At 65.6% G+C, this 22,224-nt stretch carries 17 protein-coding genes; 4 read left to right on the forward strand and 13 right to left on the reverse strand.

Annotation, left to right across the window (positions count from 1 at the left end):
• Nucleotides 1-3: 3 nt before the first annotated feature.
• The 4 genes from C0V82_RS14050 (at nucleotide 4) to C0V82_RS14065 (ending at nucleotide 4,880) form a co-directional block, all read left to right on the forward strand.
• The gene (locus C0V82_RS14050; RefSeq protein WP_102113436.1) at nucleotides 4-1,104 is read left to right on the forward strand and encodes an amino acid ABC transporter permease; all 1,101 of its coding nucleotides are present in this window, start codon (nucleotides 4-6) and stop codon (nucleotides 1,102-1,104) included.
• A complete protein-coding gene (locus C0V82_RS14055) occupies nucleotides 1,101-1,832 on the forward strand; it encodes an amino acid ABC transporter ATP-binding protein (protein ID WP_102112835.1) in 732 nt (243 codons plus the stop codon). The genes C0V82_RS14050 and C0V82_RS14055 overlap by 4 nt, the downstream gene beginning before the upstream one ends.
• A 201-nt stretch (nucleotides 1,833-2,033) precedes the next feature.
• Complete coding sequence (locus tag C0V82_RS14060; RefSeq protein ID WP_102112836.1) at nucleotides 2,034-4,634, forward strand: TonB-dependent receptor plug domain-containing protein; 2,601 nt, start codon at nucleotides 2,034-2,036, stop codon at nucleotides 4,632-4,634.
• Nucleotides 4,635-4,673: 39 nt separating this feature from the next.
• Entirely contained in the window at nucleotides 4,674-4,880 is a 207-nt protein-coding gene (locus C0V82_RS14065; RefSeq protein ID WP_102112837.1) for a hypothetical protein, read from the forward strand.
• Nucleotides 4,881-4,974: 94 nt separating this feature from the next.
• Here the strand turns inward: C0V82_RS14065 and C0V82_RS14070 are convergent, their stop codons facing one another.
• From C0V82_RS14070 to C0V82_RS14125, 13 genes are all read right to left on the reverse strand, one after another.
• Nucleotides 4,975-5,436, reverse strand: a complete 462-nt coding sequence (locus tag C0V82_RS14070) for a DUF4376 domain-containing protein (RefSeq protein ID WP_158659930.1) — start codon at nucleotides 5,434-5,436, stop codon at nucleotides 4,975-4,977.
• An 83-nt stretch (nucleotides 5,437-5,519) separates the two neighbouring features.
• Nucleotides 5,520-8,801: a beta strand repeat-containing protein gene (locus C0V82_RS14075; protein WP_102112839.1), complete on the reverse strand. Its 3,282-nt coding sequence runs from the start codon at nucleotides 8,799-8,801 to the stop codon at nucleotides 5,520-5,522.
• Nucleotides 8,798-9,649 carry a hypothetical protein gene (locus C0V82_RS14080; RefSeq protein ID WP_102112840.1) on the reverse strand — a complete coding sequence of 284 codons (852 nt, stop codon included), beginning with the start codon at nucleotides 9,647-9,649 and terminating at the stop codon, nucleotides 8,798-8,800. Before C0V82_RS14080 ends, C0V82_RS14075 begins: the two co-directional genes overlap by 4 nt.
• Nucleotides 9,649-11,181, reverse strand: a complete 1,533-nt coding sequence (locus tag C0V82_RS14085; RefSeq protein ID WP_102112841.1) for a hypothetical protein — start codon at nucleotides 11,179-11,181, stop codon at nucleotides 9,649-9,651. The genes C0V82_RS14080 and C0V82_RS14085 overlap by 1 nt, the downstream gene beginning before the upstream one ends.
• Nucleotides 11,178-17,723 (reverse strand): phage tail length tape measure family protein, encoded by a 6,546-nt coding sequence (locus C0V82_RS14090; protein ID WP_102112842.1) that lies wholly within the window; start codon nucleotides 17,721-17,723, stop codon nucleotides 11,178-11,180. The genes C0V82_RS14085 and C0V82_RS14090 overlap by 4 nt, the downstream gene beginning before the upstream one ends.
• 3 nt (nucleotides 17,724-17,726) lie before the next feature.
• A complete protein-coding gene (locus C0V82_RS14095; RefSeq protein ID WP_102112843.1) occupies nucleotides 17,727-18,074 on the reverse strand; it encodes a hypothetical protein in 348 nt (115 codons plus the stop codon).
• A gap of 59 nt (nucleotides 18,075-18,133) precedes the next feature.
• Nucleotides 18,134-18,565, reverse strand: a complete 432-nt coding sequence (locus tag C0V82_RS14100) for a hypothetical protein (RefSeq protein ID WP_102112844.1) — start codon at nucleotides 18,563-18,565, stop codon at nucleotides 18,134-18,136.
• 46 nt (nucleotides 18,566-18,611) lie between these two features.
• Nucleotides 18,612-19,871 (reverse strand): hypothetical protein, encoded by a 1,260-nt coding sequence (locus C0V82_RS14105; RefSeq protein WP_102112845.1) that lies wholly within the window; start codon nucleotides 19,869-19,871, stop codon nucleotides 18,612-18,614.
• Between the two features lie 3 nt (nucleotides 19,872-19,874).
• Nucleotides 19,875-20,024 carry a hypothetical protein gene (locus C0V82_RS26930; RefSeq protein WP_158659931.1) on the reverse strand — a complete coding sequence of 50 codons (150 nt, stop codon included), beginning with the start codon at nucleotides 20,022-20,024 and terminating at the stop codon, nucleotides 19,875-19,877.
• Between the two features lie 9 nt (nucleotides 20,025-20,033).
• Nucleotides 20,034-20,528 carry a hypothetical protein gene (locus tag C0V82_RS14110; protein WP_102112846.1) on the reverse strand — a complete coding sequence of 165 codons (495 nt, stop codon included), beginning with the start codon at nucleotides 20,526-20,528 and terminating at the stop codon, nucleotides 20,034-20,036.
• Nucleotides 20,525-21,028, reverse strand: a complete 504-nt coding sequence (locus C0V82_RS14115) for a hypothetical protein (RefSeq protein WP_102112847.1) — start codon at nucleotides 21,026-21,028, stop codon at nucleotides 20,525-20,527. The genes C0V82_RS14110 and C0V82_RS14115 overlap by 4 nt, the downstream gene beginning before the upstream one ends.
• Nucleotides 21,025-21,687, reverse strand: coding sequence for a hypothetical protein (locus tag C0V82_RS14120; protein ID WP_102112848.1), 663 nt, complete (start codon nucleotides 21,685-21,687; stop codon nucleotides 21,025-21,027). The genes C0V82_RS14115 and C0V82_RS14120 overlap by 4 nt, the downstream gene beginning before the upstream one ends.
• 4 nt (nucleotides 21,688-21,691) lie before the next feature.
• A complete protein-coding gene (locus tag C0V82_RS14125) occupies nucleotides 21,692-22,066 on the reverse strand; it encodes a hypothetical protein (protein WP_102112849.1) in 375 nt (124 codons plus the stop codon).
• Nucleotides 22,067-22,224: the final 158 nt, after the last annotated feature.

Consider the following 22,224-nt stretch of genomic DNA (forward strand, 5'->3'; position numbering starts at 1 on the left):
GACATGACCCAACCCACGCCCGTCTTCGTGCGCACCGCACCGACCCCGGCCCGTGCCGCCCCCCTGGCCGAACGCCGGCCCCTGTGGCGCCTGCTGTTCGGCGACATGGTCAGCGCGGCCATGACCCTGGTCGGGCTGCTGGGGCTGGCCTGGATGCTGCCGCATCTGCTGTCCTGGGCCGTGATCAACGGGGTATGGACGGGCGGTGGCGATGAATGCCGGCAGGCCGGTGCCTGCTGGGCCTTCCTGGGGCAGAAGTATCCCCAAATCCTGTTCGGCATCTATCCCCCGGCGGAGCAATGGCGGCCCATCGCGGTCTGTGCCCTGATCCTGGGGCTGGGATTGTGGAGCCTGCCGCCGCGCAACTGGACGAAGCTGACCCTGGGCCTGTGGGGCGGCGGCATGCTGGGCAGCCTGATCCTGATGGGTGGCGGCGTGCTGGGGCTCAAATCGGTGCCGACATCGGCCTGGGGCGGGCTGCCCGTCACCCTGCTGCTGACCGTCTGGTCGTTGGGGCTTGGTTTTCCGCTGGCGGTGCTGCTGGCGCTGGGCCGGCGGGCCAGCCTGCCCGTGCCGCGCTACCTCTCCATTGGCATCATTGAGCTGATCCGGGGCCTGCCGCTGCTGTCGCTGCTGTTCATCGCGTCGATCCTGCTGCCCATCATGCTGCCGGACGGGGTGAGCATCGACAAGCTGGCCCGCGCCCTGGCCGCCATGACCCTGGTCTCGGCTGCTTACATCGCAGAGGTGCTGCGTGGCGGTTTGCAGGCCATTCCCAAGGGGCAAATGGAGGCGGCGGCCGCGTTGGGCCTGTCCTGGGCACAGACGACGCGCCTGATCGTTCTGCCGCAGGCCATTGCGAAGGTCATCCCGCCGCTGACCAGCACCGTGATCGTCATGGTCAAGAATACCAGCCTGGTCCTGGTGGTTGGCCTGTTCGACCTGTTGAGCGCGGGGCGGGCAGCACTCGCCGATCCGGAGTGGCCCGCACCCTTTGCCGAGACCTACCTGCTGATCGCGATGATCTATTTCATCCTCTGCTTTTCCATCTCCCGCTATGCGCGTTGGCTGGAAACGCGGACGTCCAAGGGGAACCGCCGATGAACGCCGTGGAACTGTCCCGCGTCAATAAATGGTATGGCGACTTTCATGTGCTGCGCGATGTCGACCTGACGGTGGCCAGGGGGGAGCGGATCGTGATCTGCGGCCCATCCGGGTCCGGCAAATCCACCCTGATCCGCTGTATCAACCGGCTGGAGGAACATCAGGCCGGAAAGATCGCGGTGGAGGGCACGGAGCTGACGGGCGATGCCCGTACTGTGGAGGCGGTGCGTCGCCGGGTCGGCATGGTGTTTCAGCAGTTCAACCTGTTCCCGCACCTGACCATCCTGGAAAACTGCACTCTGGCCCTGACCCAGGTGAAGCGCATGCCCAAGGCGCAGGCGGAAGAGATCGCCATGGCCTATCTCACCCGTGTACGCATCCCCGATCAGGCGCGCAAATTCCCCGGCCAATTGTCGGGCGGGCAGCAGCAGCGGGTTGCCATCGCGCGCGCCCTGTCGCTGTCGCCGGAGATCATGCTGTTCGACGAACCCACCAGTGCGCTTGACATGGAAATGGTCAAGGAGGTGCTGGATATCATGGTCGAACTGGCGGGCGAGGGCATGACCATGCTCTGCGTCACGCATGAGATGGGTTTCGCACGACAGGTGGCCGACCGCGTCATCTTCATGGATGCCGGCCAGATCGTGGAAGCCGCACCGCCGGCCCAGTTTTTCACCAATCCACAGCATGAAAGGACCCGGACGTTCCTGGGTCAGGTGCTGCATTGACGGGAATGACCACGCCAACCCGGTGGGGGAGCCCATGATCTCATAGGCCTCCGTCACTCAGACCGTACCGATCCTTTTCCCACGGAAGCCCGTCTTCCGTGAACGGGCAGGCCTTGCCCGAACCTCCAGGCGCGTCCCGAAGACAGCCGTAAGAGCTGTCCCCAAGCCACCAACCAACCAGCCAATCAGGGAACCTACATCATGGGTAAGGAACTGAAATATCTCACCTTCACCGGCGCGTCTGCCCTGGCATTGCTGGCCATGTCGCCGGCCCTGGCCCAGCCGGCGGACCTGGAGGAGATCATCGTTATCGGGTCGCGTTTCGAACCACGCGTGGTGACCGAAAGCCCGACACCCATCGACAGCATCTCCGCCGAGGAGCTGACGCGTGGCGGTGCGACCGATCTGCAAAGCATGCTGAAGGTGGCGGTGCCCAGCTTCAGCACGCCGCGCCCCACGGCTGCGGGTGCGCTGGACTTTCTGACCCCACCCACCATGCGCGGCCTGTCGACGGGGCAGCTGCTGGTGCTGGTCAATGGCAAGCGCCGGCATACGGCGCCGGGCGTGAACGCCGGCAACCAGATCGGGCGCGGCGACGTCGCCTATGATTTCAACGCCATCCCGACGGCGGCCATTTCGCGGGTGGAAGTGTTGCGCGACGGTGCCGCCGCGCAGTACGGGTCCGACGCCATCGCCGGTGTCATGAATGTGCAGCTGGCCAAGGGCACGGACGGTACGGCGTCCGCCATGTATGGCATCACCGGGGAAGGGGATGGCCAGCATGTGGAGCTGTCGGCGGGCAAGGGGATCGATCTGGGCGATGATGGGTTTGCCCGCCTGACGGTGCAGTACAAGCACCATGAGGAAACCGATCGCGCCGCCCCCGACACCCGCCAGCAATATTTCGGGCGCAATGCCGCCGGCGCCCTGGTCGCACCGTCCGGCAATTACGGGTCGGGCGTTGGCCTGACCCCGTCGAACGGCACGCTGGACCCGCGCGAGGCGACCATCGACCGCGACATGTGGAACTTTGGTGAGCCGAAATATGAACAGCTCGCGCTGTTCCTGAATGCCGAGAAGCCATTGTCCGATGATGTCACGGCCTATGGCTTTGGCGGTTACAGCCGGCTGAAGGGCAATAGTTTCAACTTTTTCCGCCGCGCCGGCCAGGATGAGACGCTGCGCAGCCTCTATCCCGACGGGTTCATGCCGATCCAGGAGATCGAGATCATCAATGGTTCCGGTGCCGTTGGCGTGCGCGGCGATGATCTGGCCGGCTTCGGCTGGGACCTGTCCACGCTGTATGGTGGGTCGCGGATCAATACGGGCTATTCCAACACGGCCAACGTGTCCCAGGGCACGGCCAGCAAGACCAGCTTCGACCGTGGCTTCAACGATTTCCGGCAATGGACCACCAACCTGGATTTCACCCGCGAAATCCCGGTGGGTGGCGGGGAGCCGCTGAAATTCGCCTTCGGGTTTGAATATCGCAAGGAAATCTATGAGCTGGGTGTGGGCGAGCCTGACAGTTATGCCAATGGCGGGGTGCCCATCCTGGATGGCCCGAATGCCGGTCGCCCGGCCCCGGTCGGCGCGCAGCCCGGCGGCGGCAACACACCGGAAGATGCCACCAAACAGGACCGCAACAGCAAGGCCGCCTATGTCGAGCTGGAACGTGATTTCTTCGATGAACGCCTGACCCTGTCCGGTGCGCTGCGGTACGAGGATTTCTCCGATTTCGGTGACACCACCAATTACAAGCTGGCCGGCCGTTTCGAGATCACGGACGAACTGGCCCTGCGCGGATCGTTCGGCAGCGGCTTCCGCGCACCGGCCCTGGCCCAGTCCTATTTCAGCTCCACCAATGTCAGCTTTGTGAACGGCCAGCCGCTGCGTACCCGCAACATCTCTGTCAACCATCCGACCGCCGCCCTGGTGGGGGCCACGGCCCTGAAGCCGGAAAAGTCGGACAATATCTCCACCGGTGTGGTGTTCAGCAGCGGCGACTTCGATGCCACGGTGGATTACTACCGGATCGAAATCACCGACCGCATCGCCATGTCGTCCAACTTCCAGTCCACCGCGCTGACCAACCTGCTGGCGGCGCGCGGATATCCGGGGCTGGGCGCCATTTCCTACCTGACCAATGCCGTGGACACGACCACCAAGGGTGTCGATATCACCCTGCGCTATAAGCACGACCTGGATGAATGGGGGGAGGTGACGGGCACCTTCGCCGCCAATTTCAACGAGACGAAGTTCGACCGTATCGCCGGTACCCCGGCGGCCCTGTCCGCCATCGGCATCACCACGGTGCTGTTCGACCTGTCGCAGCAGGTCCGTTTCACCGACAGCATGCCCAAGGACAAGTTCACAGCCAACCTGAACTGGCAGAAGGATGCGCTGCATCTGAACCTGACCGGCACCCGCTATGGCGAGGTGGCACAGGTGGCCCTGACCAACCGCACCCCGGCCCAGATCGCGGCCCTGACGCCCGGTTACAAGGTGAAACTGGTGCCGGTTTCCGCCACCTCGGCCAATTCCGACATCATCCAGTATTACCGCGCCGATATCGTGGTGGATATCGAAGCGGGATACGACCTGACCGACGATTTCACCCTGTCGGCCGGCGTGTCGAACCTGTTCGATCAGTACCCGGAAAAGCAGATCGCCTCGACCGCCGCGTCGGTCGCCGCCGGGACCAATGGCGCCGACAATAACGGGACCTTCCCCTACGCCTATATCGCGCCCTACGGCGTCAATGGCCGGGCCTTCCATGTGAAGGCGACCTATCGGTTTTAAGGCTGCACCTCCCTTATCCCTCCTGAAAGGACCATCCCCATGCGCATGACCCGCATCATCCCCGCCATTGCCCTGTCGCTGCTGCTGGCAGCCCCCGCCTTTGCCCATCCCAAGCTGAAGGCTGCCGATCCGGCCGTGGATAGCACGGGCCCGGCCCCATCCACCCTGTCCCTGTCCTTTTCGGAAAAGCTGACGCCGGGCACCGCCACGGTCACCCTTGAAGCGCGCCGTTTGGTTTTGGAGTGAGCGACAGATGGTTTTGGAGCATTTGAAGAAGCGATTAGCACCGTCTTAAGGTCCGCTCAAGAGCCCGCGAACTGGCTCCAAATCCCTCCCACGCTCACGCCTCGGGCCAACCGGAGTTGATGTCGATAGCGTTGAGCGCCGCCGCGTCCGCTGCCGCCAGCGCTTGGTCCTTCAGGTCGCGCGCCCGCTGTCGGGCAGCGGCATAATAGCGGGCAGCGGCGTCGGCCACGGCCAGACCGTCGGCAGGCGTAGGCAGCGGCACCCGCGTATTGTCCATGGCAATCCAGCCCAGAGCGTAATTCTCAGGCCAGGACAATGCGCCCGCCAAGGCGGCGATGGCAGTTGTTGCCATCCCTCCGAGATCGGTGCGCCCCGTGTCATGGATCGCTATACGGCGGTCGCCATAGGGCGCGCCGCGCGCCAGCACCTGCGCACAGCGCGCGTCAATGGACGCAATTTTCTCATCAGTGGTCGGCTCGCGGGCGGGCCGTTGAAACGGCTGTGCGCGGTCGGGATTGTATGTCCAACCGATGCTAACGCCATCGGGCAAAGGCACCCACCCCTGCGAGCTGGCGAAATCTGCGTCGTCGCAGACGTATACACCTACGACACAGCCTCCCGTCACAAGTCCGTACATACTTAGGCCCCCCAATGTATGATGATTAAACCATCCTGCCCCGAACCGCTGGGATTGTTGATAGCGCCGTCACCACCGGCACCGGTGGAAGTCTCAATTCCGGGACCGAAGCCAGTATGGCCGGGGCCGCCGACGAGTGGGCTTGCCCCACCGATCCCCCTACCAAAGGGAGAAGCGGTCGTTGACAGCGAGTAACCTCGACGGCCAGTTAGGTGCAGCAGCACGCGGGGATTGCCATAGCCATCCCCAGCGGGCGCGTCACTCGTAACTGTGAACGATTCACTCCCATCTCTGTATCCGCCGCCACCTCCTTTGGCGATAAAGCCGGCAAAGGAGGTGTCTCCTCCAGGGTTGCCGTCCATACCTGTTCCAACGGTGGGTACAGACGCACCTCCGGCCCCGATCACGGCAGGCATGGCCGCGCCAGGAGTGACAAGTACGATGGCTCGCCAGTATTCGCCTGATGCACCACCGCTCGGGATACTGGTTGCGCTATCGGACGAGGCGCCACTGCCACCCGCGCCCTGCACGTCGATGACGGCGCGGTAAATGCCGGGCGGCACAGTGACATTCCCGCTGTTTGTAACTACTTGCTCGGGCGGCGCTGAGTGCCACAGCACCTGATAGTTTGTGCCGTCACTGATGATCCGAAAGGCGCTGCCAAGGGGCATGGTCCAGCTAAGCAAGCCGCCGAATAGCTCGCTGCCGGGCGGGTTGAAACCGGTGCCGGCTTGGGTCTGTACGATGTAGTCAACGTACCAGCCGTTACCGACCGTCGCAGCCGAGGGCAGTGATTGGTTCCACCCACCCACGCCTGTCGATATAATCAGCTTACCTAGGTCAGCGGCCACCAACGCGGTGTTAGCCGAACGAACCGAAACCTGCTGCCCGGCGCCAGACGAAAGAGCATCCAGTTTGCTTTTGTCGGCTGCTGACATCAGTCCAGCAACCGAGGCGGTGGCCACAGGTGGCAGCGCATGCACATGGTCTGCCCGCGCCGCTGTGGTGCCTGTACCGACAGCAGCAGAGGCCGCCAGCGCTGCCGGGGCCGTCGATGAAAGGGTCAGGGCATCCGTGATGCCATAACCGGCAATCGTGGTGGGTTTGCTTGTAATGCTGGCCCAGGCTGGGGTGACAGTGACATTGCCCGCCGCCGTCAGACGGCCCTGGGCATCGACGGTATAGGTCCCGACTTGCGTGGCACTGCCATAGGAACCGGCAGTGACAGCCGTACTGGCCAGGGCGAAGGTGCGATTGCCCGTCAAGTCGCCGCCACCGGTCAGGCCGGTCCCCGCCGTCAGGGTCAGCGTCGAGGCTGCGGCCCCCAGGGCCGAAAGCGTGGGCAGCGCGTGAACGTGATCGGCCCTGGCCGCCGTGGTGCCTGTACCGACAGCAGCAGAGGCCGCCAGTGGTGCCGGGGCGGTTGACGCGAGTGCAGGCCCGCCGCCACCCGCTACCAGCCCATCAAGTGTTGCCTTATCAGCAGCGCTCATCAGTCCGGCAGTGGACGTGGTTGCCACTGCCGGCAGCGCGTGAACGTGATCAGCCCTGGCCGCTGTGGTGCCCGTACCGACAGCAGCAGAGGCCGCCAGCGCTGCCGGGGCCGTCGATGAAAGGGTCAGGGCATCCGTGATGCCATAACCGGCAATCGTGGTGGGTTTGCCCGTAATGCTGGCCCAGGCTGGGGTGACAGTGACATTGCCCGCCGCCGTCAGACGGCCCTGGGCATCGACGGTATAGGTCCCGACTTGCGTGGCATTGCCATAGGAACCGGCAGTGACAGCCGTACTGGCCAGGGCGAAGGTGCGATTGCCCGTCAAGTCGCCGCCGCCGGTCAGGCCGGTCCCCGCCGTAAAGGTCACCGTCGAGGCTGCGGCCCCCAGGGCCGAAAGCGTGGGCAGCGCGTGAACGTGATCGGCCCTGGCCGCTGTGGTGCCCGTACCGACTGCCGCAGCCCCCGCCAGCGCTGCCGGGGCCGTCGATGAAAGGCCCAGGGCATCCGTGATGCCATAACCGGCTATTGTGGTGGGTTTGCTCGTAATGCTGGCCCAGGCTGGGGTGACAGTGACATTGCCCGCCGCCGTCAGACGGCCCTGGGCATCGACGGTATAGGTCCCGACTTGCGTGGCATTGCCATAGGAACCGGCAGTGACAGCCGTACTGGCCAGGGCGAAGGTGCGATTGCCCGTCAGGTCGCCGCCGCCGGTCAGGCCGGTCCCCGCCGTCAGGGTCAGCGTCGAGGCTGCGGCCCCCAGGGCCGAAAGCGTGGGCAGCGCGTGAACGTGATCGGCCCTGGCCGCTGTGGTGCCCGTACCGACTGCCGCAGCCCCCGCCAGCGCCGCCGGGGCCGTCGATGAAAGGGTCAGGGCATCCGTGATGCCATAACCGGCAATCGTGGTGGGTTTGCCCGTAATGCTGGCCCAGGCTGGGGTGACAGTGACATTGCCCGCCGCCGTCAGACGGCCCTGGGCATCGACGGTATAGGTCCCGACTTGCGTGGCATTGCCATAGGAACCGGCAGTGACAGCCGTACTGGCCAGGGCGAAGGTGCGATTGCCCGTCAGGTCGCCGCCACCGGTCAGGCCGGTCCCCGCCGTAAAGGTCACCGTCGAGGCTGCGGCCCCCAGGGCCGAAAGCGTGGGCAGCGCGTGAACGTGATCGGCCCTGGCCGCTGTGGTGCCCGTACCGACTGCCGCAGCCCCCGCCAGCGCTGCCGGGGCCGTCGATGAAAGGGTCAGGGCATCCGTGATGCCATAACCGGCAATCGTGGTGGGTTTGCTCGTAATGCTGGCCCAGGCTGGGGTGACAGTGACATTGCCCGCCGCCGTCAGACGGCCCTGGGCATCGACGGTATAGGTCCCGACTTGCGTGGCATTGCCATAGGACCCCGCCGCCACCGCCGTGTTGGTGAGCGCGAGGGTCCGGTTGCTCGACAGGTCGCCGCCACCGGTCAGGCCTGTGCCCGCGCTGATCGTCGTGGCCGCCGCCGCCGCCGCAATATCGCCGCGCACCTGTAGGGGCGAGCGCAGCTCATACGCGGTGCCGCTCGGCGTAACACGCAACATATAGGTCGCACTAGCCGCCATGTTGGGCAGGGTAGCGGCCAGGTCTGATGCAATCTCACCCGCCGCCACTGCTGCGGCACATTCCACCCCGATATCCTGCATCAGGGTCGGCCACACGGTCGCAAACTGCCAGGGGCTTAGGTAATACGGGCTGTCCGGTGCCACATCATCTGCGGTCAGGCCCCATTGACGGCCATTCAGGGTCCAGGTGTTGGTCACGTCAATTCCTCCACGGAAAGTGTCACGTCCCAGGCATCCGCATCCGAGATCGTGATCGGCGATGTGCCCGACAGGGCGCAATAAAGGGTCAACCGGCTGCGCACACTGAAGGCGGCCTCATCGTCCCAGATGATCAGCATCGATCCGCTCTTCCCGAGCCGCATTTGCAGGTCATGGAACACGCCCAAGGCCGTTGCTTGCGTCTGATAGGACAGCTTGATTTCCCAGGTACGATAGATGCGCTGATCGCCCACGATCCGCCGGTTGCCGCGTGTCCGCTGCACGGTGGATGTATCCACCACCTGGATTGCGCTGCCGTAATCGTGTCCGTCGAAACCCGGCGGCTGCCAGCTCTGGCCGATCATCAGGCGACCGAAATCCAGATAGCCGTCATTGTTGGACGGGTCCGCGACCTCAATGAAACCCCAACCGCCGAACTGGGTGCCGGCGCGATGAAAGATCACGGGCGCGCCGGGGAACGTGTCCTTATCCACGCCATCGAAGGGTGCCGCACCCCAGGGCACCGACCCAAATACCACGGTTGGCTCCCAGGCTGGCAGGTCGGCCTGATAAATCGGATCGGTCAGCGCAGAGTTGCTGGCCAGCCCGACGCGCACCTGCGCCTGGGTGGAACAGGTATGGCCAATCAACGCCCAGGCATTGATGGGCCGGGGCCGGTTGAACGCCGCGACCATGCGGGCCGGACCCTCGGCAATCTCCAGGAACCGGGCCACCGCCTGCACATCATCGGTGCGCAGGTTCGATACCGGCATACCCGCCGCCCACCCGTCATTGCCGGTCAGGCTGCCTGTGTCGGATGCGATGTCATAGAGGATCGTCAGGGCCATCAAAGCACCGTCAGAATGGCTTCGGGGATGTCGGGCTGTGCGTCCTGCGTGGCGGCCAGAACCACGACCAAGCGGCCATTGGCGAGGCCATAGCGCTGGTCGGCGATCTCGATAGTCTGCCCCACGCGCACAGCTTCGCTGACATCATCCAGCGGCACCACAGCATCAAAGGGCCGGCGCCGCGCCGACAAGACGGCGAGCAGCCGGTTGCGTTCGGCCTCTGCGGCGGCCAACTGGTCAAAAAGAGTGTCCTTGTCCAGCGTCTCGGCCAGCAGGCTTTCGGTGGCCGTGGCGGCATCGGTGGCTGGCGCCGTCCATTCCCGATCTTGGCCCGCAAGCTCACGTACTGCCGCCGTCGCACTTTCGGCGATTTCCTGTTCCGCCAGGGCCAGACCGGGGCGATAGGACAGCCGCACCGTCTTGATGCGCCGCGCGGGCTGCTGCGGGGTCAGGCGCAGCATGTCGCGTGCGGTAAACCGCGCCGATGGCTCCGCTGCCGGCAGATCGTAACGCCCAACCGTGAACAGGCCGGCGGCGGTAACGCCCCAGAACCCGCCGACTGTGTCCATGATTTCGTCCAGAACCGCCTCGGCGGTCAGGTCGGATGTGCCGTCATACCAATAGCCAAGGTCCGCCGGCTGTAGGCTGTTCAGGGCCGCGACGCTGGCCGCATCGATCTCCGGTGCCGTTAACCCTGCAAATGCCGTTGCGACATGCACGGCCAGGTCCGCCGCGCGCGAGATCCAGACCCCGCCGGGTGCCACCCCGCGTGCGGACAGGCGCAGGCGATACAGCGGCTTCTCCGACAAACGAACCAGTCCCGCCGCCTTCGCTGTCGCCACATCCAGCGACGCCATGTCCAGCGCCCGCAAGGCCGTGTACCCCGCCACATCCGGCCCCAGGGCAAAGGGGTCACCGCCATCATCGGCGGACAGCAGGGCATCAAAACCGGCGGGATCGACCAGATAGATATTGTATTCGGCATCGATCAGGACGGGCTCAAAGCGGCGGCGAACACCCAGCAAAAAGGGCTGTGAGCGACCCTTCAGGCTCTCGCCACCGTCAATGCCGCCCGTCCCACCAAACACGCCGCGCCGCGCCTTTGCGGTAAAGCGCGCCTGGGCGGTGGTCAGCACCAGCTCCAGCTCGTCCCCTGGCACGATCTCCTCAACCGTCCGGCGGGTCACCAGCGTCCACCCGGCCAGATATTTTGGCGCGGGATCAGCGCCCAGATAACGGTAAAGCTCGATGCGCCGCCCATCCCAATCCAGATCCAGCCAGCGATCCAGCGCCCCGTCACTATTGGCGATCTTAACCGACCCCACCGATGCCGTGGATCGACCCCCAACTTGATCGCCATCAAACAGGCTGCTGATCACGTTCAACGGCACCTCAATGCGACGGTCCCAATAGATATTGGGTTCGGCATCCGGCTCATCGGGGCGCGTACGCCATCCGCGCAGCGACGCATAGACCGGCACTTCGACCCCCAGCGACGGATCATAGGGCCAGGCGCGCATCAACCAGTTCATTGCCGCCCCCCGGCCAGCTTGGCCACACTTCCAACCCGCACGCGGGCGGGGGTTTTCAGGGCCTTTGCCGTCTCTGCGGCTGCATCCGCCCCCGCCGCACTATTGGCCGCGATCTTCTCCAGCAAGGCGTTCTGCCGCTCGGTGGCCCGCGCCTGGCGCTCGATGGCGGCGGTCAGGGCGCGGTTATCGCTGCCGCCGCCAGACACGCCCATCAGAACGGTGCGCGGCTGCCGGGCCAGTTCCAGGGTCTGCGCCCGGCTGAAGACCTGCGCGCCACGCGGCAGATTGATGAATTCTTCGCCCTCTTCACCAACCCTTGCCCATCCGCCGGGATGATAGTCCGTCCCAGCGGCATAGGCATAACCACCACCCAGCTTCTTGGCGGTCTCGGCGGTATTGTACTTGGTCTTATCCAGCAGTTGGCTCTCGACCGCCCAGACGCTGGCCTGCCAGCTATGGAGATTGGCCAGGCGCGTATTGCCATCGGCCATGATGGTCCCCAGGCTGCCCAACTGCCGCACGATGGCATCACCGATATTCAGCCGGTCGCGATTGCCCGCATAGGTCAGGTCGCTGATCGCCTTCAAGGTACCCTGCGATCCGCCTGACAGATCACTGGTCGCCTTGGCCGTCACCTCCTGCTTGCTGATCATCCCGTCGCCGTTGCTATCCAACTCACGGAACCAGCGGTCTGCGACGGCGTCCGTAGCCAGCGGCCCGATGGCGGCCCGGAACTCTGCCGGCGTGATCAACCCATCCAGCGACTGATCCAGCGTCTGGAAATGCGGCAGCAATGCCGCCGCGATCTGGCCCCCGGTCGCCGCCGACGGCAGCGACGCGACAGCCACCGCAAAGGCTCCCCGGTTGTTGACCGTCTCGTTGCGGATGGCCGTCAGCACGTCCAGCTGCTGCGCGTCCCAGCTCTTGACCGCCGGCAGCGCCTCGACCTGGGCCAGGATGGCTTCAACCATGGCGCGCCGATCCGCCCCCGATGCGGTGCGCGTCGTCTCCGCATCAATCAGGCGCTGTGCGTACTCCCGCAGGCCCTGAACCGCGTCAACATCACCGGCCTGGGCCCGGCCCAGCTGCTGCGTGAATTGGGCACGCATGGTGGCCAAATTTTGGTCGGAAGTCCCGACCGTGGCCCGAATGCCATCAATCCAGCCACGTAACTGCCCACCCGCCTGCGACAGGGCCGTCAGGCGCTGCTGTTCTGCGTCGATAGCCTGTTGGGCGAACCGGTTGATGATGGCCTGTCGCTCTGCGGCCAGCGTCCTTTCCAAGGCCAGCATATCGGCCCCGGCGGTCTGCGCCGTCTCGATCCTGTCCCTGGCGGCCTGCCGGTCGAACGCCGCCAACGCCCCTTCCAGGGTGCTATTATCGTTCGTCGCCGCGAACAGACGATCCGCCAGATTGTCATTCACGGCCTTGGCGGCGGCCCGCGCCTGATCAGCGGCCTGACGGGTCGCGTCATTGAGCGCATTGACCGCGTCCGTCATCTCCCCGGCCAGGACCTTGCGCAGCCGCTCCAGCTGCTCTGTGGTGTACCCCGCCGCAATGGCCGCTGCGAACTCGGCGTTCTGCTTGCGCTCCAGCAGCAATATCTCGGCGTCCGGCTTGCCGGCCACCGTCCGCGCAAATTCCCTGTCCTCGATCGAACGCGTGACGTCCGCCGCCTGCTGTCCGAACCGGCGGATGATGGCAAGTCGCTCGTTGGCCAGGGTCTGGTCAAGCTGGGCGAAATTGACCCCCGCCGCCCGCGCCATCTGCAGCCGCTCCGCCGCACTGGCCGCATCATAGGCAGCCAGATCCAGACCGGCATTGCGCGCGATCTCGGCGCGCTCCTTTCCGGCGGCCCGGTCGAACGCGGCCAGTGCACCTGCCTGCGTCGCCTCGTCGTTGGTTGACGCAAAAAGGCGGTCTGAGATGGACTGGTTGATGCCGGCCAGTTGCTCTGCCCGCCGCCGTTCTTCGGCAATCGCTGCGTCGCTGAACCGCCGGATAATCGCCAGCCGCTCCTGACCCAACGTCGTCTCCAACTCGGTCAGGACGCTGGCCGACAGCTCGCCCGCACTTACCCGCGCCTGCGTCGCCGCCCGTTCCTGCGCGGCGGCCCGGTCGAAGATGGCCAGCGCCCCGGCCTGGCTGTCACTGGCCCCCGTGGCGCGGGCCAGCCGGTCAGCCAGGCTGTCGGACAAGGCGGCGGTGGCGGCGATCCGGGCGGCGGCCTGCTCCACCGTTTCCGCGACGGTCCCAACGGCTCCGTTCAGCTTTGCAGCGGCACGGGCAGCGGCCTCATAGACAGGCGTGCCGGCGGCGAACTGTGCCTGAATATCCTGGATGGCGGCGATATCGAGCGCGGAAAGGGCATTATCCAGCCCGGCGGCAAAATTGCCATCGACAAGGCTGCGGGCCGATCCCACCGCGTCGGCGTCGCGATAGCGCAGATCGCGCTGCCGGATCAGATCATCAATCGCGTTCAGATAGCCGCGCCCGGTCAGGTCGCGGTTCTCCCGCGCCAGACCCGCCTCGAAATCGGTCTTAAGCGTACCCAGCTGGCGGGCCTGGGCCGATGCCACAGCGGCGCTGGCATCGGCGGCTGTGTAACCAACGGCCTCAAGCACCGGCGCCAGTTCGGCAAAGCTGGCGCGCAAGGCAGCAACCTTGGTCTCCAGATCTGTCATCGGCGCTGCGGCCTCGCGGATGCCGGCGAAGCGCTCGACACTGGCGCGGAGCGCCGCATTGGTCTCGTTCGCGTTGTACCCCAGGCGCTGGGCCTGGGCGCCGAAGTCCCGGACATGGTTCAGCATGTCCACGACATTCTGTCGTGCCGTCTGAACCGCGTCGGCACCGCCTTCCAGGTCGCCGTTCAAGGTCGCGATGGCCGTCTGATAGTTCAGAATGAAGGTCAGATCATTCTCGGCACGCGACAGATCGCTGTAATCCACCGCTTCAAGCCGCGCCTTCAGATCATCGGCGACACCCGTCAGGCTGCGCGTCATGGCCGCCAGCACCTGGCTCAACGTGCCTTCGATATCGCCCACCGAAGTGACCCCGGACGATACCAGCGCGCCTGATGCGTCCTGCACGCGCCAGCGATTGCCATCGCGGCTGCCGACTTCAACCGAAACCTTGTCAGCCACCCGCCCGCCGGTCGTGGTGCGCAGCAGCTCGGCAAAGCGTGCGATGCTCTGGCCCAGCTCATCGCGCGCCGACATGTTCCCGCTGTCCTGCTTGCTGGCCTTCGTGTCGAAATTCACCGCCCGGCCCGACGCCGTATAGACATCGACCCCGGCGGTGGCGTCGGACTTGCCCGGCCCGAACAACCCGCCGATGATATTGCCGACAAAGCTCGAAATACCCTGCGGCACGCCGAACATGTCGCCGATGGACGTCGCAACCGTCGACCCGATGCGCGCGTTGCGGTTCTGGGCCTCCGACCGGCCCAACACCTCGCCAAGCGCATTGCCCAGCGCATAACCAGCCTCGGCACTGTTCAGCAGCTGCTCGCCCATCTGGACGAACGCTTCCGTGGCGGACCCTGTAATGGCCGTCAGCTGTCGGAACTCGCCCAGGAACTGGCTGACCCCGTCCGCGACGCCTTCGATATTGCCCGCTTCCAGATCCAGGAAGATGCCGCCCAGGGTGCTGGCGGCCCGATAGGCCTGTTCCTGGATACGCAGCTGCTCTTCCAGCCGCGCCTGCTCTTCCAGGGCAAAGCGGTACTTCAGCGTCTCGGTCTCGACGTTGATGCCTTGGACCTGCTTTGACAGGGCCAGCAACTCCCGCTGGCGCTGCAAAACGCGGTCATCAATCTGGGCCTGGATATCCAGGCGCGCCACGGCGGCACCGGCGGCCACCCCAGCCATCCCGCCGCGTGCCTGCTCGGCCAGAAGCTTGTTCCGCCGCTCCAGCAACGACAGCTCGTCGCGCAGATCGGAAAGACGCTGCCCCTGCTCACCGGCTTCAGACCTGGCTGTGCGCGACTGCATCAGCGCGTCATAGGCCTTCATGGCCAGCGTCAGCTCTTCAACCGCGTCCACGCCCAGACGCCGCTGTACCCCCAGCCGGAACTCCTCGCGTGCCGCTGCTGCGGCGGCTTCCCCACCTTGCCGCATGGCGGCGGCTACGCGGTTATTGGCCTCGGTTTCGGCCTGCATCCCCTCGATCAGCTCGTTGCTGATCGACGCCACCGTCGCCGCCTTGCGCCGCTCGGCGGCCTCGACCGCCAGCGCACCCTCGGCAACCGACCGGGCGGATGCCGCTGCGATTTCATTGGCATTGGCTGCCGCGCGCTGTGCGGCTTCGCCTTGGCCGGCGGCAGCGGCCAGACGGTCCTGGGCATCCATGGCCAGGCGCTGCTGGCGGGTCAGATCGCCCAGGGCCGTGGCATGCTGGTTCGTGACCGTGGCGACCGCCTGATCAACCCGTTCCTGCCGCTCCCGTGTGGTCAGCAGCTGGCCCGACGTCTCAATCTCGGCCCGAACCTTGGCCAGATACTTCTCCCGCGCAGCGCCCGTCATGGTGACTGCGGCGGCCTCGGCCTCGGCCAGCCGCCGCGCCTTTTCCTGCTCTGGCAGCAACGTTTTGAGCGCGTTTTCCACGCGATTAAGCTGCTGCTCGACCTGGGCGCGGTCGGCAAAGCCTGTGCCTTCAGCGAGCCCTTTCCGAAGGGCCTCCTCCTTCCTCGTTAAATCTTCCTGCCGCGCATAATAATCGTCCAATTGACGCGCCATCTCGCCCGTGGCGACGCCAATCTGCTTTGACCGCTCCGCTTGTCGCTCAGCTTCCGACAGCTTTTCAATCCGCGTCAGTTCGGCCTGATGCTTGCGCGCCAGCTCCTCAAAGGACTTGTAGTCGGCGGAAATCGCTGCGGCGCGCTGGCTATTTTCAGGGGTCCTACCACTTGCAGCCATCGCATCAAGGTCGGCTTTTGCGGATGCCGCTCGTATCTGCGCGCGCTTAAGCTGCTCTTGTAGCTTGGGCGTAGGGTCACGATCCTCGACCAGCAGGTCGTTCAGCGTCTTTCCTGCCCAATCCCAGGCGTTGGAGAAGCCGGCCCCCACCGCCGCCACAACGCGGCCCAGGGTGGTCAGCTCTTGCGCCGAACCCTTCACCCGCTGGGTCAGGGCTTCCAGGATGATGGCCTGCGCCTCACTGCCGCGCCCCATGGCGGCCAGCGAACGGACATTGGCCAGGGACGCATCATCCAGCAGGCCCATGGACCGCGTCAGGTCCTCAGCCCCTCTGATCGGATCGGCAAAGGACTTTGCCAGTTGCGCCGTGGCCTCGGTCAAATCCTGGCCGGTGGCCACCGCGAAATCCCGGCTGATGGCGATCAGGCCGGACATAACCTGCGCCCCGATCTTGCCGGTGGCGATATAGGCCGCCTGCTGATCGCGCGCGGCCTTGACGCTGATATCGGCGGCATCGGCGGCGGCCTGCGCTTGCTGCTCCAGCGCCGCACGGGTCAGACCAATGGAAACCGGCGCCATTCGGTTGGCGCGGTCCACGGCCAGCACCGATTCCCGGTAGCTTGACCACGCCGCATAGGCCGACCCCAACACAACGGCCAACCCAGCCGTGATGCCGGCCACCAGCAGCAGCTGCGGCGGGATCAGGGACAGAAGGCGGCTGACGCCACCCACGGCACTGGCTGCCTGCGGTCCTTGCTGGGCCAGGATCAGGAACGGGTTCTGCCCACCCGCCAACTGCACGAACACGTCCTGCAGCTGATAGGAAAGGTTCGTCACTTCATGGGCTGCCAGCCGAGTGGATCGCGCATTGCCGTCGGCGGCTTCTGCCTGCTGGCGGTGGGCGGCCTCGGCCTGACGCAGGGCCGCCGTCGCCCGTGTCCGGGCCGCCGTCGCCTCGTCGCTGGTCAACATGCCCAGGCGCTCGGCCTCGGCAATCTCCTCCAGGGCGCGGCGATGCTCGATCAGCTGCTGTTCAAGCGGCACATATCGGGCGCGCACCGCATCGATCCGCCGGCCCCATTCCGCATAATCCTGGGCGCGCTGCTCCACGTCATTGGCGGGGGGCCGCACGCCCAGCATCTCGTTCAGCCGCCGCTGGGCCTCACTGGCATCGCGGGCGGCCTGCGCCTGGGCCTGCATGCGCCGGGCGGCCTCGGCGGCGGCCTCCCCTTGAGCGCGGGCCATGGCGTTGCTGGCCTCGGTCGCCTGGCGCGCGGCTTGGGCCTGCTGCAACATTGCCGATGCCGTTTCGGCCACATGGGCGGATGCCTGCTGCGCTTCGCCACCCACCTCATTCAGGGCGCGGCCCACGCCCAGGGCTTCATTGGCGGCCCGCCCCAGGCCCGCGACCAGCTCATTGGCCTCGTTGATCAGAGTCTCGGCATGGCTGGCGGCCCCGGCTGCTGCCGTGCCCACTGCGCCGACCTGCTGCGCCGCCTCTGCCGTTGCCGGCGTCAGGGATTTGGCGGCTGCATGAACGCGCTGGATACGCGCCTCGGCAGCGTTCATGGCGGCGTCGAAGCCGCCGTCACTCGCTGTCAGGGTCGTATGAAGCCGCAACGCCATCGCCTAATCCTTGCCTTTGTCCCCGGTTTTGGCCTCCCGCTCGGCTTTCTCGTGCAGGATTTTGCAGGCTGCCGCCGCCATGGCTTCCAGCGTGTCCACCACCCATTCACCAAGCGGCAGGGGATGGCCCGTGTTCCGTGCCAGGGTTTCAACTTGGACCCAGTCCAGCCCTATCGGCGGGCCACCCATGGCCGGGTACCGCATCGCGCCGGTCGCCCGCCAAAACAGCATGGCCAGCGGCACATAAGGCTCCAGGACGGGATAATCCTCGCGCGGTGCTGGCCGCCCCTGCTGCTTTGCGGGTTGTTTGGGCGACTTCCGGCCCATCAGGACATCAAGCTGATCGTCCACCTCGGCCCGATCCAGGCGCGCGGGCCGGAAATCGCGCGCCCAGGCCTCGGCGAACCCGATCAGTTTCCCTTGGCACCCTGTTTGCCTTCCACCGCCTCGCGATAGGCCTTCACGCACGCCGTCACCGCATAAGGCAGCTCCAGCAGCTCTGCCAGATGATCGGCACTGAAGGGCAGCGGATTGCCGTTGCCATCTTCAATGCCGCTCTCCTTTTCCGGCCAGCCATGAATGACCTTGGTAAGCAACTGGCGGGCATAGGTGCGCTGGTTGGCCTCGTGGTCGGACAGGGCACGGCGGTAATCTTCCTCCGCAACGAAGTCGGTACGCAGCGGGGCCACGAACGTGGCGCGATACAGCGCGTCCTCTTCGCTGTTCTTCAGGATCAGGAAGTCCAGCAGCAGGGGATGTTCCTTGAACGCGGTCCCACCTGACGGCTCTCGGACAATGACTTTGCGGCGGACGATGACTTCTGAGGCAACTTTCAGGCCCATCTCGGGACACTCCTAAACGGCGGTTAAAAGGCTCTTGGGTGCGGCTTCAGCGGAAACAGATCCGCAACTCGTCGTCGCCATTGACCGGCAGCACATCGCCCGTCACCGACAGCATGTAATCGCCCTCATCCTCCTGCGGCGCGGGGGCGTCGATCTGCATGCTGGCGATATCCACGAAGATGGCATTCCCAGCGGTCAGGCCATGCAGGACCTGGGCGGGGATGCGGGTTCGGGCCTGGGCCAGCGTGTAGAGGTTCAGATCGGTCAGATCGGGGGCCTCGATCACGGTGCTGAACTTGGTCGCCCAGTCATTGATGCGGACGGCCCGGCGCCCGATGCGTTCGATCAGGCTATAGTTGTTGGCTAGGTCAATCTCGGCGCTTTTGGCGACGATCTCCTTGCCATTGACCCAGAGGAAGGTTTGATCGACCCCGATATGAACCGGATCGGTCCAATCGCTGTAATCGCCCACCGGTGTGGATACCGCTTCGGGCGCGATGAAGAATCCGGTTCCCTGGCACTCGAAATAGGGGAAATCCCCGATCCCTTCGACCAGCTTGGCCGTGCCGCGCCAGCCGATGCACTTGTGTCGTTCGCCATCAATCACGAAGTAATGGCTCACCGACCCATGATTGTTGCGGTCGCTGGTCCGCTCATAACGCGTCTCTGCGGGCTGAAGCGCGATCATGAAGGTATCGCCGACGCTGAATGACGTGCCGACCGTGGGCGTAATGACGGCGCCACCCGGCAGGTTAACCGGCGTGGCATCGGTAAGAAGAACATTGGTGGCGCTGAACGCGGGCAAATGGCCAATAGCAGGGGCCGCCAGGTTAAAACGCGCCACACCGCTGCCGCCTGCCGTGGTGCAGGTACCCGTGACCGTGCGCGCCAGGATGCCGGCATAGGCCGTGGTGCGGGCATAGGTCAGGCGGCCATTATGGCCGGTGCCATAGGTGGCGGTGGCCGCAATGGTGGCATTGGCCGTTGCTGCGACCGTGGTGGCCGCCAGGGCGCAGGCCAGCAGGGTGTCATTGCAGGGCGGGGCCGCACCGGCGGTACCCCCACCACACGCCTCGATCTTGAAGGACAGCTCCGTCCGCTGCATGGATAGCAGGCTGGGCCGGGCGCCCAGATAGGACTGAATGAAGCTGCGTGTCTTCTTGTCGGCCTGCAACGGGCGGATCTGCACATCATAGGCGCGCATGGCATTCACGCCTGACGGCGCCGCATCATCGCCATAGGTCGTTTCCGCCTTGGTCAGCAGCACCAGTTCCTTGAAGCTTTTCGGCTGGCTGGGGATCGGCATCACTTACTCCTGGGGCTTGCCGCGCTTGCGCGGGGTGGTGTCGGTCGGGGCGGGTTCGGCCTGGGGGGCAGGTTCGGCCTGCGGCGGGTTCGTCACCGGCTTCGGCTGGCCGAACTCTTCCTCGATCATGGGGTGGGCAGAACGCTTGGACATCGGACCTCCTCAACGGGCGAAATGCTGGGTGGGCAGGGACAGGATGACGCGATGGGCAAGGGTGCTGCTCCCCAGACGGACGGGCACAATGCTCTCGCACTGGATGCCGGCAGGCGCGTTGGGGCCATCGCCAACGGCACAGCGGATGACGCTGTCGCCCAGGCGCGGATCGGCATCGAACGCCGCGCAGATCCGGCCCAGCAGTTCCTGCACGATCAGATCGCTGGCCTCTGCATCCTGGAACCCGACGAAGCCCACGATTTCCCAGATTGTGGTCATCCGCCGGCCCCGCCCGATCCGGTCCTGCACACCGCTGAAATCGCGGATGCGCGGGAACCAGCCGCGAATATCGGCCTTGCCTGTGGCACCGGCGGGCCAGCCATAATGCTGGCGGATGGCACTGTCCGCCTGAATACCGCGCTCGGCTTCATGCACGCGGCCAATCTCCTCGACCCCGGACAGGGTCGATACGATGCCGGCGCGGATGGGGGCAAAGTCGGTCATGCCATCCCCGCCACGGCTTCCACGCCGCGCGCGGCGGCGGCATTCAGGATCTGCTCGACCTGCGCGGTATTCTCGGTCAGGGCGCGCTCGAACATCTTGGCGCCCTTGGTGCCATGGGCCGCGATCTTGAACTGGATGGCCCGCGCGATGTCTTCTTGCGTCTGGCCTTCTTTGCGGGGCTGCAACCCCTTGGCCTTGACCCAGGCCAGCAGCGGCGGCAGCGGTGCCCAGTGCGCGCGGCTGCCATCCTCGACCGGCTGGGCATAGGCGAGCGCGGTGCCATAACGGCCCGTGATCACGGTCCCGCGCATCTCCAACGGTTCAGCCTGGATCGAATTGGCCAGCAGGGACTGGGCGCGCGGCGTCCGCTCGACCGTCTCCCGCTGCAACAGGAACAGGGCCTCCATCACACCAGCCGCCAGATGCTCGCGCACGACCTCGGGAGCGGCGGCATAGGCGCGGCGTAGATCATCGCTGTCAACCTGCACGCCGATCTTCATGTCGGCCTCCGGTTCCAGAAGCGGGTTTTGCCGTCTGATGCTGCGCTGGCCACCTGCACCATGGCGCTGGTCCCCTCGACCCGCTTGGTGTCGATACCCAGCAGATCGTGATACCGCCTGCGCTGCGTGGCCGCGCGCTCTGCATAATCCCGGCCCTTGGACCCCGACCGCACGCTATCTGCGGTCAGCATCAGGTCATTGTCCCCGCTCTTGGCGGCGGCCAGCTGATCCAGCAGGACGGCGGCGGCATAGGCGGCGACGGCTTCCAGATCCCGGACCGGGATATCATCGGCCTGGCACGGCTGGCGCCAGGTCACCCGCACCGGCTCCCCGGCGGCAAAGCTGACACCGGCCAGGATCACATGGCCCGACGGCGTCTCGTAATCCATCCACTGATCCGCCGTCAGGCGGGACGGCGGCATCTGGCCCAGCGGATATTCGATCCCCTGCACCGAACAGGTCAGGGCATCGAAACCGGCGGGATAATCCAGCTCGTGACCGCCATCCGCCGTCACATCGGTCACGACACTGGCGGGCCGGTCCTTGCCATACTGCTGCACGGCCAGATCCAGGGCGCGGTCCTTGGCCTCTGCTGACAGCAGATCGGCACTGTCCCGCACCATGTCCGTGATCAGGCTTTGCAGCAGCTCCCGCGACATCGGTTCAGATCCGGACCAGGGTCAGCAGGATATCGACATCCAGGAAGGTCGGCGTGCTGGTCCCGCCGATATCGAAGTCGATGGTCAGGATGGTCTCGTCCGCCACGCGCTTGGTGGCGATGGCCGCCTCGGTGACGGTCGACGTCGAAACGGACACCGGTGCTGTCAGCAAGCTGCTGACGCCCGCCTTCAGGTTGATGTCCAGCGTCGGGCTGGTGCCACTGCTGGCGCGCGCCGCGACAGAGAAGCCAGCGATATCCGCTTCGAACGGCAGCTTGATCTTAACCGCAGCCGTGGCGTCAGCGGTCACGCTGGCGAAGTGATAGGGCAGCACAATGACAGGGCTGCCGGCGGTGGCGGGAGGAAGACGCGTTGCCATCTGGCGATCCTTGGCGCGGGTTGCGGGGAGGGCTGTGCCTCTACGACCTCAAGCCCCACCCGGCGAAACGGGTAAGGGGCTTGAGGGGTTAAGGGGCCTCTTGGCTGGGCTGGCCCGGAAAGCCTCGGTCGGCGTGATACCGCCGCCCCGCTGTTCTG

Origin of the sequence: Niveispirillum cyanobacteriorum, from assembly GCF_002868735.1 — a bacterium.
GTDB lineage: Bacteria > Pseudomonadota > Alphaproteobacteria > Azospirillales > Azospirillaceae > Niveispirillum > Niveispirillum cyanobacteriorum.